This window comes from Congregibacter sp. (assembly GCF_965660375.1).
Lineage (GTDB): Bacteria > Pseudomonadota > Gammaproteobacteria > Pseudomonadales > Halieaceae > Congregibacter.
The window spans coordinates 1-11,820 of the sequence record NZ_CBFHZO010000078.1 but is presented as its reverse complement, the minus strand read 5'-3'; the positions used below and the strand labels follow the sequence as shown (position 1 = coordinate 11,820).

Here is an 11,820-nt window from a genome sequence, read left to right as displayed (position 1 = left end):
CTAAATATGGCTCCGCCTGCTGGGCTCGAACCAGCGACCCAATGATTAACAGTCATTTGCTCTACCAACTGAGCTAAGGCGGAGTAGCTCTCCGCATGCGACTCTCTGCGAAGAGGGCGCGATTCTAATCACCCTCCGCTTCGGAATCAACACCAATTATACTATTGGGCTTTTCGCCAAAAGCATCTGCTATGACCAAGCCCTTCAAAGTTAATTCGTCCTTTCAGCCCGCAGGAGACCAGCCGACCGCCATCAAGTCACTCGTCGAGGGTATCCATGCGGGCTTGGCGGCGCAAACGCTTCTGGGTGTGACGGGGTCGGGCAAGACTTTCACCATGGCCCACGTGATCGAGCAACTCCAGCGCCCAACGATCGTGATGGCGCATAACAAGACGCTTGCCGCCCAGCTTTATGGGGAGTTCAAGGAGTTCTTCCCGGACAATGCCGTGGAGTATTTCGTCTCCTATTACGACTACTACCAGCCTGAGGCTTACGTGCCCTCGTCCGATACCTTCATTGAGAAGGATGCCTCGGTGAACGAGCATATCGAGCAGATGCGTTTGTCAGCCACCAAGGCGCTCCTTGAGCGTAAGGACTGTATCGTGGTCGCCACAGTCTCCGCGATCTATGGTCTGGGCGATCCCAAGTCCTATTTCAAGATGGTGATGCATGTCTCCCGCGGCGAGATGATCGATCAGCGGGAGGTGCTCAGGCACCTCGCGGAGCTGCAATACCAGCGTAATGACATTGATTTCGCCCGCGGTACCTATCGCGTGCGTGGTGACGTGATTGATGTGTTCCCGGCGGAGGCGGAGGCCGAGGCCATACGGATCGAGCTCTTCGACGAAGAGGTGGAGAACATCAGCCTCTTTGACCCACTCACCGGCGCGATTATCGCTAAGGTGCCCCGGGTGACGATCTACCCCAAGACCCACTACGTCACCTCCAGGGACATCATGCTCAATGCCATTGAACATATCGAGGTCGAGCTTGACGAGCGGGTGAAGCAGCTCAAATCCGTCGAAAAACTGGTGGAAGCCCAGCGACTGTCCCAGCGCACCCGCTATGATATTGAGATGATTCGGGAGCTGGGCTACTGCCAGGGCGTGGAGAACTACTCGCGTTATCTGTCGGGCAGAGCCCCCGGCGAAGCGCCACCAACCCTCTATGAATATCTGCCTGATGATGCGCTTGTGATTATCGACGAGTCCCACGCCAGCATTCCGCAGATCGGGGCTATGTACAAAGGTGACCGCTCGCGGAAGGAAACGCTCGTGGAGTACGGCTTTCGATTGCCCTCGGCCCTGGATAACCGGCCCCTGCGCTTTGAGGAGTGGGAAAACCTTCTTCCCCAGGCGGTGTTTGTTTCGGCGACGCCCGGCCCCTACGAGGAGGCTCATGCCGGCCAGGTGGTAGAGCAGGTGGTCCGACCCACGGGCCTCACGGATCCCGAGATCGAAATTCGCCCGGCCACCACCCAGGTGGACGACCTCCTCGGTGAAATACACAAAGCTGTGGAGATGGGCGATCGCGTTCTGGTCACCACGCTCACCAAGCGTATGTCGGAAGACCTCACTGAGTATCTTGCGGAGCACGATGTGCGCGTGCGCTACCTTCACTCGGATATCGACACCGTGGAGCGCGTGGAAATTATTCGCGATCTGCGCCTGGGCAAGTTCGACGTACTGGTGGGTATCAATCTGCTGCGTGAGGGGCTGGATATGCCCGAGGTGGCACTAGTGGCGATTCTGGACGCCGATAAGGAGGGCTTTTTGCGCTCCGATCGATCGCTTATCCAGACCATCGGCCGGGGGGCGCGAAACCTGCGGGGCAGGGCGATTCTTTATGCTGACAAGGTGACGGGATCCATGCAGCGAGCCATCGATGAGACCGACCGTCGTCGCCGTAAGCAGGTTGAATTCAACGAGGCGAACAACATTACCCCCATCGGCGTGACCAAGAGCATTCAGGACATCATGGAGGGTGCCCGGCGCATGCCCACCAAGGCCAAAGCCAAGGGGCAAAAGGTCGCCGAAGAAACCCTGGCCTACGGGCAGGAGCTGCTCAAACTATCGCCTGCGGCCCTGTCCCGACGTCTGGATAAGATGGAAGCGCAGATGCACGAGCACGCCAAGAATCTGGAGTTTGAGCAAGCCGCTGCGCTCCGCGATCAACTCACGGAGATCAAGCAGCAAACCTTTATGAGCTGAGTCGGCCTGGCTACCAGCAAACCGTTCTAGCGAATCACCAAGACCCGGTTGGTCACGGGGTAGACCCATTCCACGCCACGCTCGGTGACCACCGCATCATCCTCCAGGGGAACGCGCAGCTTCTTGTTGCCCCACTCTGGAATAGCCGTGTACGCAAAGAGCTCTATGGAAAAGAGGTTGCTCGGGTGGATCATGTATTTCATGCGCTCGGGGTTAAACCAGGCGATGGACGGGCCAATGCCATGGCCGAGATTCCCTACGCTATGACAGCCAATGATCACGTCCACCACGCCGGGGTCGTCGGTGGGTTGGTTAAACTTCTCCATGACCTTGAAGCCCGCCTCATTGATCTTGTCGTTCATGAGGTCGTAGGTGTCACCCGCTGTGCGGCCGGCTTTAATGTTGGCCTTGAGGATGTCGCGCACTTTGCGGCCGTTATCGAAGGCTTTTTGGATGCTTCCGGGGACCTCGGTTTCGCCTTCCTTGAGCACGTAGGCCTGGCGTTTAATATCGGTAAAAAAGTTGAGGTAGCCCACGCCCCAGTCGATGGCGAGAAAATCGCCGCGCTGAATGACGTGATCGTCCGACAGGGCGACAAAGCCGTCGGGCCCGGTGATGTATACCGAGGGCATGCCAAAGGATGTCCCCAGGTTGTTAGCAAATTGCTGCTCTCGCATCCACCAGGCGACGTCGGCAAGCGTGGTAACCCCCGGTGTGATGACTTCATTGGAGAATGCGGTTTCAGCGATTTTGCGTGACATTTCGCCCGCTCGGGCAAAGGCGGCGATCTCCGTCGCCACGCGACGGGAGCGAAAGTCCGAGGCGAGCTTCTCTGCCGATACAAAGCGCTGGCTGTATTTTTCACCCAAGGTGCTTTGGAGGTGTCGATACGCCGTTAGCGTAAGGCCGTCCGCACCGCCGATGTGCTCCGCATAATTCAGCGCGATAGTCTTTGGGTCGCGCTCGGCGACGAACGCCGCCAGATCATATTCCCCCTCGGTGGTGTAGTCATAGGCGCCGTTCTCCTCGATAAGGTGCGTGCCGATACCCAGCGCGACGCGCTCGACCCGCCCTTGACCGTAGTCCTCTTCCCGGTAGGTGAAGATGTAGTAGCCCCAGCCACCCACATATCCTCTACCAAAGTCCTCCGTAAGGGGGTCGTTGTAACCCTCACGATTCACCGTAATCCACATTTCCACACCGTTTTCCTGCATAACCTCTGGTAGGACCAGGTCGAACTTCTCCTGACGGATCTGGTTCATAAGCTCCCAGCGGGTCTGTGCTTCGCCTTTACTCAGCGCTGGAAGCGCGGTCAGTATGAGGGACGAGGCGATGACAGAGACGAGAACGAGGCGTACAAGGTGAGTCATGGGTAAGATCCGTGGCGAGAAAGGCAGGGCAAAACTCTAACAGCTCGGTGGCGGTACTTCTTCTCTTTAATCTCCTGCGGCTCTGGGGCAGAATGCGCGCCCCGCGATGGGGTTCTATCTCCATCGAAATCACGTGGCCTTTCGTGGGGGCCACCACTGAAGGAGACGCACAAGATGCCAACCGTTACTTTGCCTGATGGCAGCCAACGACAATTTGACAACCCCGTGACGGTCGCGCAGGTCGCTGCGGATATCGGACCGGGCCTGGCAAAAGCCGCCCTGGCCGGTGTGGTTGATGGCCGTGAGGTCGATACCAGCTTCAGCATAGACGCCGATGCCGCTTTAGCGATTATCACGGAGCGCGACGAAGCGGGCGTGGAGATCATTCGTCACTCTACCGCCCACCTGCTGGCCATGGCCGTACAGGACTTGTTTCCCGGTACCCAGGTCACCATTGGCCCCGTCATCGAGGACGGCTTTTACTACGACTTTGCGGGAGAGCACCAGTTCACCCCGGACGACCTGCCCAAGATAGAAGCGCGCATGGCGGAGATCGTGGCGGAAGATCTGGGCGTGGAGCGCATCGTCATGGATCGCGATGCCGCCGCTGCCGCGTTCGAAAAAATGGGCGAAAGCTACAAGGTCGAGATCATTCGCGATCTTCCCGAGGGTGAAGAGATATCACTGTATCGTCAGGGCGAGTGGATGGATCTCTGTCGCGGACCCCACGTGCCCAGCACAGGGAAACTGGGCGCCTTCAAACTGACCAAGCTGGCGGGCGCCTACTGGCGTGGCGATTCCAACAACGAGATGCTGCAGCGCGTTTATGGCACCGCCTGGGCCAATAAAAAGCAGCTCAAGCAGTATCTGCACCGCATCGAAGAGGCCGAGAAGCGCGATCACCGCAAGATCGGCAAGAAGCTGGATCTGTTCCACACCCAGGAAGAAGCACCGGGCATGGTGTTCTGGCACCCCCAGGGCTGGACCATTTATCAGGTGATTGAGCAATACATGCGCGAGCAACAGCGCGCGAATGGCTACCAGGAAATCAAAACGCCCCAGGTCGTAGATATGTCCCTCTGGGAAAAATCCGGCCACGCCGACAAGTTCGGGGATGACATGTTTATGCTCCAGGCGGATGACCGGGAGTTTGCGGTCAAGCCCATGAACTGTCCCTGTCACGTGCAGGTGTTTAATCAGGGGCTGCGCTCCTATCGTGATCTGCCCCTGCGTCTGGCGGAGTTTGGTAGCTGCCACCGCAATGAGCCTTCGGGTTCGCTCCACGGCATCATGCGTGTGCGCGGTTTTACCCAGGACGATGGGCATATCTTTTGCACCGAGGAGCAGATTCAGCCGGAGGTATCGACCTTCATCGATTTTCTCCATGCGGTTTATAAGGACTTTGGCTTTGACGAAGTGATTTATCGTCTCTCTACCCGTCCGTCCAAGCGGGTGGGGTCCGACGAGGACTGGGATCGTGCCGAGAAAGCCCTCGCCGATGCCCTGGATGCCCAGGGACTGGATTGGCAGGAGCTTCCCGGAGAGGGGGCCTTTTATGGCCCCAAGATCGAGTTCTCTCTTAAAGACTGTATCGGTCGAGTCTGGCAGATGGGCACCGTGCAGGTGGATTTTTCCATGCCCGGTCGACTGGAGGCCCAGTACGTTGCCGAGGACGGATCGCGCAAAACACCGGTGATGTTGCACCGCGCGATACTGGGATCTTTCGAGCGATTTATCGGAATTCTCATCGAAAACTTCGAGGGCGCATTCCCCGTTTGGCTTGCGCCAAAACAGGCCGTGGTACTGAATATCACCGAAAAGCAGGACGAATACGTCCAATTTGTGGAAGATTCCTTGAAAAACAAGGGTTTTCGTGTTTTTTCGGACTTGAGAAACGAGAAAATCGGCTTTAAAATCCGCGAGCATACAATCCAGCGCGTTCCCTACCTAATCGTGGTGGGCGAAAAAGAAGTCGAAGCGAAGACAGTGGCCGTGCGGTCGCGTAATGGTGAGGACCTCGGAACGATGTCCATTGAGGCATTCGCAGAAGTCCTTGACCGTGACGTAGCGCTCCATGGCAGCGTAGCTGTCGGTGACGCTCAGAAATCGTAAGCGGAAGCGAAGGTCTTCAAGCGAAGGATTGATTTAAGGCTCCCTAACCGGAGCGCAGAATTGGAGAACAGCAATCAGCAAAGATAGCGGTAAGGGCAAAAGATCCCTTATCAATGACGAAATAGTCGCGGATAAGGTCCGTTTGGTGGGTGCAGAAGGCGAGCAGGTGGGCATTGTGCCCCTGGCCGAGGCACGGGCGGCGGCAGAAGCCGCCGGCATGGACCTTGTACTGATTGCGGATCAGTCGGATCCCATGGTCTGCAAGGTCATGGATTACGGCAAGCATATCTTCGAGGCGAAGAAACAGAAAAACGCCCAGAAGAAGAAGCAAAAGCGTACGCAGCTTAAAGAAATGAAGTTTCGTCCAGGGACGGAGGAAGGAGACTACCAGGTAAAACTACGCAACCTGGTGCGTTTTCTTGAGAACGGGGATAAGGCCAAAGTCACGCTGCGTTTTCGCGGTCGTGAAATGGCTCACCAAGAGATAGGCATGGAGCTGCTCAAGCGAGTGGAAGCCGATCTTGCGGAACTTGGCGGTGTCGAGCAGTTTCCGAAAATGGAAGGCCGGCAGATGACCATGGTAATCGCCCCGAAAAGGAAGAATGGCTAGCGGCCCGTGAATGCCCTGGATCATTTAATTTGATGTGAGTTCCGGCTGTTTACTCGCGGAAAGCCCCACAAGGGAGCCGTTGTGTAAGGTTGGACCCAATGCGGAGTATGAGAAATGCCTAAAGCAAAAATTCACAGCGGAGCGGCTAAGCGCTTCAAAAAAACCGCAGGCGGCTACAAGCGCAAGAGTGCGCATAAGAGCCATATCCTGACCAAAATGACCACCAAGCGTAAGCGCCAGCTGCGTGGAACTTCAATGATCCACGACAGTGACAAAGTGCTCATCGACCGCATGTTGCGGGCACGCTAAGCGGCTTATTAAGGACAGGAGAAAACTATGCCTCGCGTAAAACGTGGTGTCGTCGCTCATCGCCGACACAAGAAAATTCTGAAGCAAGCCAAAGGTTATTACGGAGCGCGTTCGCGCGTCTTTCGCGTAGCCAAGCAGGCCGTCACCAAGGCAGGTCAGTACGCCTACCGTGACCGTCGTCAGCGCAAGCGTCAGTTCCGTACCTTGTGGATCACGCGTATCAACGCCCAGTCCCGTGCGAATGGTTTGACTTACAGCAAGCTGATCAATGGCCTCAAGAAAGCCGAGATCGGTTTGGATCGTCGCGTATTGGCGGATCTCGCCGTGCACGATAAGCCAGCTTTTGCAGCAGTCGTGGAGCAAGCCAAAGCAGCTTTGGCTGCCTAAGCCCCTGGCGGTCTCAATCCCGCCGCGACAGCGGTAGGGCTTGCAACACGGAAAATCAAAGGGAAAGGGCCCAGCCTTTTCCCTTTTTTTGTGGCCTTATTTTTTGGCCTTACAAGAGTGTTCTTACGGGTAACAGTTGAGCATGGAAAATCTTGAGAAACTTGCCGACGAGGCGCGCCGGGCAATTAATGCGGCGCCGGATGTACCAGCGCTGGAAGCAGCCCGGGTCGACTATCTGGGCAAGAAGGGGGCGCTGACGGCGCTCCTCAAAGGCTTGTCTTCGCTGTCGGCAGAGGAGCGACCGGCGGCGGGCGCGCAGATCAATGTCGTCAAGCAGGAGATGCAGGCACTCATCGGTGAGCGCAAAGCGGCTTTGGAAGAAGCCGCTATCAGTGCGCGTCTGGCGAGGGAGTCCATTGACGTCACGCTCCCGGGTCGCTCCGTGGGCGGTGGTCGCATACATCCCATCAGTCGCACCATCGAGCGCATTGAAGAGTTCTTTGGCTCCGCCGGTTTTTCCGTTGCCGACGGCCCCGAGCTTGAGCAGGACTACTACAATTTTGAGGCGCTGAATTTCCCGCCTCACCATCCTGCCCGCGCGGAGCATGACACTTTCTTTATCGATCCGACCACGGTACTGCGCACGCACACCTCCCCGGTGCAGGTGCGCGTGATGGAGAACAGCGAACCGCCCTTGCGGATTATTTGCCCGGGGCGGGTCTATCGTTGCGACTCAGACCTGACCCACACGCCAATGTTTCATCAGGTCGAGGGCCTGCTGGTCGATGAGCATTCAAGTCTTGCGGACCTTAAGGGGCTCATCGAGCAGTTTCTGCAGGTGTTTTTTGAGAAAGAATTCGCCGTGCGCTTTCGCCCCTCCTACTTCCCCTTTGTAGAGCCTGGCGCCGAAGTCGATATCCAGTGCGTGCACTGCGGTGGTGAGGGCTGTCGTGTTTGCAGCCACACCGGCTGGCTGGAAGTCATGGGCTGCGGCATGGTGCACCCCCGGGTATTTGAGATGGCGGGCATTGATCCCGAGCGCTACTCCGGCTTTGCCTTCGGCATGGGCGTGGAGCGTCTGGCCATGCTTCGCTATGGCGTAAACGATTTACGACTGTTCTTTGAAAATGACCTGCGCTTCCTGGCGCAGTTTTGACGGCGATTGAGCTCGCGCGGTTTTTCCTGACAACCGCGCTGCAGTGTTTTGGTAAGAAGGAAATAATCAGTGAAATTTAGCGAGCAATGGCTGCGCGAGTGGGTTAACCCCGCGCTCAGTACCGAAGCCCTGGGACACCAGATCACCATGGCAGGTCTCGAGGTGGATGCCATCGAGCCCGTCGCCGGCGCTTTCACGGGCGTGATTGTGGCGGAGATCACCGAGGCGGTGCAGCACCCGGATGCGGACAAGCTGCGTGTGTGTACCGTGGATGCCGGTAACGGTTCTCCATTACAGATCGTGTGCGGTGCACCCAATGCCCGCCAGGGGCTAAAAACACCGCTGGCGGTCGTGGGAGCCATGCTCCCCGGTGATTTTGCGATTAAGGCTGCCAAACTTCGCGGCGTAGAATCCCAGGGAATGCTGTGCGCAGCGTCCGAGCTGGGTTTGTCCGACGAGAAGGATGGCATCCTGGAGCTACCGGGCGATGCTCCCGTGGGCACTGATCTTCGGGAATACCTTAAGCTCGATGACGTGAGCATCGAGATTGGTCTCACGCCTAATCGCTCAGATTGTCTGGGTATGGCAGGTATTGCGCGGGAGGTGGGTCTCCTCAACGACCTGGCGGTCTGCACACCGCCGGAAAACGTTCAAACAGTTGCAACTGATGAGGCGGTGACGGTAGATCTGCGCGCAAAAGAGCGCTGCCCCCGCTATCTGTGCCGCGTGATCGATGGCGTGGACCTGAGCAGGCCATCACCCCTGTGGATGCAGGAGAAGCTCCGTCGCTGCGGCGTGCGCAGCATTGATGCTGCGGTGGATATCACCAATTACCTGCTGCTGGAATTCGGACAGCCCATGCACGCCTTCGATCTGGACAAGATCAACGGAGGCATCGTGGTGCGCGAGGCGACTCCGGGGGAGTCCCTGGAGCTGCTGAACGACCAGAAAATCACGCTGGGTAGCGACAACCTGGTGATCGCCGACCACGAGAGACCCCTGGCTTTTGCAGGCATCATGGGTGGAGCGGATTCCGCCGTGGGTGAGGGCACCACGCGACTTCTTCTGGAGTCGGCGTTCTTTGCGCCGGTGCCCCTCAGCGGCCAGGCGCGGGCCTTTGGTCTGCATACGGATTCTTCGCACCGCTTTGAGCGCGGCGTGGATTTTGAGCTCCAGCGTCGTGCCCTGGAGCGGGCCACAGAGCTGCTGCTGGAGATCGTAGGTGGTGCGGCAGGTCCCATAACCGAGGCGGTCTCAGAAGCTGACCTGCCGGCGCCGGCACCGATCTACCTTCGCGCAGCGCGCATCGAGCGCCTCCTGGGCGTCACCATCGAGCCCGAGGCAGTAGAACGCATTCTTCGCGGTGTGGGTCTCGACGTGACCGCGGTGGAGGGTGGCTGGGAATGTGCGGTACCCAGCTGGCGTTTTGATCTGCGTATCGAGGCCGATCTCCTTGAAGAGCTGGCCCGGGTCTACGGCTACAACAATCTGCCGGTGACGCGCATCCGTGCAGATGTGGTGCTGCCCGCCATTCCGGAGGAGAAGCTGCGCCTCCAGCAGCTGCGTCGGACGCTTGTGGCGCGGGATTACTTTGAAGCGATTTGTTACAGCTTTGTAGACGCCGGTATCCAAAAACAACTCGATCCGGCAATAGAGCCGGTAGAACTCAACAACCCCATTTCACCCGAGCACGCCGTAATGCGCAGCAGTCTGCTGGCCGGCCTGCTGCGAACCGCGCAACACAACGTCAAACGTCAGCAGCCGCGGGTGCGGCTGTTTGAGACCGGGCTCCGCTTTGTTCCCGGGGCCGACGGTCTCAGTCAGCGGCCTGGACTGGCGATGCTCGTCTGTGGATCACTGGCCGCCGAGGGCTGGGCTGATCCTGGCCGTAACGCGGATTTTTATGATCTCAAGGGGGACGTCGAGGCGCTATTGGAGCTGACTGGCGATACCGCGTCCTTCCGTTTTGAAGCCGGAGAGCGCAGTGGTATGCATCCCGGGCAAACAGCCTGGCTGAAGCGTGGTGACGAGACTGTTGGGTTTGTGGGTGTACTGCACCCCACGCTGCAAAAAGAAATGGACTTCGACCTTCCCGTCGTGGTCGCTGAACTGGATCTGGAGATGCTGCGTGCGGCGACCATTCCAGCCTTTACCCCGGTTTCCCGTTATCCGGCATTGCGTCGCGATATTGCGGTGATCGTCGACAAAACAGTCAAAGCTGGCGAACTTCTAGCCAATGTGCGAGCTACCGCAGGCGCTTACCTTCAAGACTTAACCCTCTTTGATGTCTATGAGGGCAAAGGTATTGATCCTGCAAGAAAAAGTGTCGCTCTGGGTTTGACTTTTCAGGATCATTCGCGCACCCTTGATGATAATGAGGTCAACACGTGTATCCAGCAAGTCGTTGATTCACTGAAAGAAAACTATCAAGCGGAGCTTCGTGGTTAGCACTATTACTTAACCTCAAGGTTTCCAGGCAAGGTCTCACCGGGACGGTTGAACATGAGCGCACTGACCAAGTCCGAAATGGCAGAGCGGTTATTTGAGGAACTCGGGCTGAACAAGCGCGAGGCGAAAGAAATAGTCGAGCTGTTTTTTGAGGAAATCCGCGTCTGCCTGGAGAACAACGAACAGGTCAAGCTGTCGGGTTTCGGCAATTTCGATTTGCGTGATAAAAACCAGCGTCCCGGACGTAACCCAAAGACGGGTGAAGAGATTCCGATTTCCGCACGCAGAGTGGTAACCTTCAGGCCAGGGCAGAAGCTCAAGGCCAGAGTAGAAGAATATGCTGGAACCGAGTCACAATAACGAGCTACCGGCAATTCCGGGAAAGCGCTACTTCACGATCGGTGAAGTCAGCGAACTCTGTGCCGTTAAGCCTCACGTACTTCGCTACTGGGAGCAGGAATTTCCCCAGCTTAAACCCGTCAAGCGTCGCGGCAATCGACGCTACTATCAGCGCGAAGATGTGCTCACGATCCGACAGATTCGCACCTTGCTCTATGATGACGGCTACACCATCGGCGGGGCACGACAGCGCATGACCGATGAGAAGACTCGCGGCGTGCATCCCACCCACATCGAAGCCGTGATCCAGGAAACCATCGACGACCTGGAAGAATTGCTCGAACTGCTAAAACCTGGCCGCTGATCGATAAGCACGGCCGCTGAGTTTGCTGCGCCATCTGCTGCACTACCTTCCGCACTACCTTCCGCACTACCTTCCGCACTATCCAATGCTCGACCGGCCCCTGTAGAAGTGCTCAGAGACTCGCACACATCCATTGTCACGATCAATTTCTTGCGTATAATGCCGCCCTCGGCAGGCAACGTGAGTTCTCACTAGCTTGTCGGTGTCTACCGATCGGGGCGTAGCGCAGCCTGGTAGCGCACCACACTGGGGGTGTGGTGGTCGCAGGTTCAAATCCTGCCGTCCCGACCATTTTTCTGATTTTTTAATCTCCTTCATAGTCTGTCCAGCCAGCATCCGTGGTCGCGGCGGGATCTTTGGCTCTACCCACTTAAAGGGGGATGCACCGGTTTTCACTAAACTCGGTTGATAATGCCATCCCAACCACAATGGGTTAAGACTCTCAGTCGATAATTCTCAAAATTTCTAAATCCATACGCTCGTCTGCTCATCATTTCCATCTTGTTATGGAAGCC

The 11,820-nt window shown here is 57.2% G+C and carries 11 protein-coding genes and 2 tRNA genes; 10 read left to right on the top strand and 3 right to left on the bottom strand.

The annotated features are described in order from the left end of the window. Positions 1–7: 7 nt before the first annotated feature. Positions 8–83: transfer RNA gene (locus tag ACTG3T_RS06880), tRNA-Asn, on the bottom strand. A 108-nt stretch (positions 84–191) separates the two neighbouring features. Here ACTG3T_RS06880 and uvrB point away from each other — a divergent pair. Further along, positions 192–2,210 (top strand): excinuclease ABC subunit UvrB, encoded by a 2,019-nt coding sequence (gene uvrB, locus ACTG3T_RS06875; RefSeq protein ID WP_439101520.1) that lies wholly within the window; start codon positions 192–194, stop codon positions 2,208–2,210. 26 nt (positions 2,211–2,236) lie between these two features. Here the strand turns inward: uvrB and ACTG3T_RS06870 are convergent, their stop codons facing one another. After that, a complete protein-coding gene (locus ACTG3T_RS06870; protein WP_439101519.1) occupies positions 2,237–3,580 on the bottom strand; it encodes a M24 family metallopeptidase in 1,344 nt (447 codons plus the stop codon). A 174-nt stretch (positions 3,581–3,754) separates the two neighbouring features. Between ACTG3T_RS06870 and thrS the strand changes: the two genes are divergently transcribed. From thrS to ACTG3T_RS06825, 9 genes are all read left to right on the top strand, one after another. Beyond that, complete coding sequence (gene thrS / locus ACTG3T_RS06865; RefSeq protein ID WP_439101518.1) at positions 3,755–5,692, top strand: threonine--tRNA ligase; 1,938 nt, start codon at positions 3,755–3,757, stop codon at positions 5,690–5,692. 73 nt (positions 5,693–5,765) lie between these two features. Further along, positions 5,766–6,302, top strand: a complete 537-nt coding sequence (infC, locus tag ACTG3T_RS06860) for a translation initiation factor IF-3 (RefSeq protein ID WP_084566992.1) — start codon at positions 5,766–5,768, stop codon at positions 6,300–6,302. A 114-nt stretch (positions 6,303–6,416) separates the two neighbouring features. Then, a complete protein-coding gene (gene rpmI / locus ACTG3T_RS06855; RefSeq protein ID WP_405269362.1) occupies positions 6,417–6,611 on the top strand; it encodes a 50S ribosomal protein L35 in 195 nt (64 codons plus the stop codon). 27 nt (positions 6,612–6,638) lie between these two features. Next, positions 6,639–6,998, top strand: coding sequence for a 50S ribosomal protein L20 (gene rplT / locus ACTG3T_RS06850; protein ID WP_439101517.1), 360 nt, complete (start codon positions 6,639–6,641; stop codon positions 6,996–6,998). A gap of 142 nt (positions 6,999–7,140) precedes the next feature. Beyond that, a complete protein-coding gene (gene pheS / locus ACTG3T_RS06845; RefSeq protein ID WP_439101516.1) occupies positions 7,141–8,154 on the top strand; it encodes a phenylalanine--tRNA ligase subunit alpha in 1,014 nt (337 codons plus the stop codon). Positions 8,155–8,223: 69 nt separating this feature from the next. Beyond that, the gene (gene pheT, locus ACTG3T_RS06840; protein ID WP_439101515.1) at positions 8,224–10,602 is read left to right on the top strand and encodes a phenylalanine--tRNA ligase subunit beta; all 2,379 of its coding nucleotides are present in this window, start codon (positions 8,224–8,226) and stop codon (positions 10,600–10,602) included. A 54-nt stretch (positions 10,603–10,656) separates the two neighbouring features. Beyond that, positions 10,657–10,962, top strand: coding sequence for an integration host factor subunit alpha (ihfA, locus tag ACTG3T_RS06835; RefSeq protein WP_008294679.1), 306 nt, complete (start codon positions 10,657–10,659; stop codon positions 10,960–10,962). Then, complete coding sequence (locus ACTG3T_RS06830; protein ID WP_439101514.1) at positions 10,940–11,305, top strand: MerR family transcriptional regulator; 366 nt, start codon at positions 10,940–10,942, stop codon at positions 11,303–11,305. Before ihfA ends, ACTG3T_RS06830 begins: the two co-directional genes overlap by 23 nt. 214 nt (positions 11,306–11,519) lie before the next feature. Next, positions 11,520–11,596, top strand: a tRNA-Pro gene (locus tag ACTG3T_RS06825). 104 nt (positions 11,597–11,700) lie between these two features. Here the strand turns inward: ACTG3T_RS06825 and ACTG3T_RS06820 are convergent. Further along, positions 11,701–11,820 (bottom strand): transposase (locus ACTG3T_RS06820; protein ID WP_439101521.1); only part of this gene is annotated, 120 nt, incomplete at its 5' end.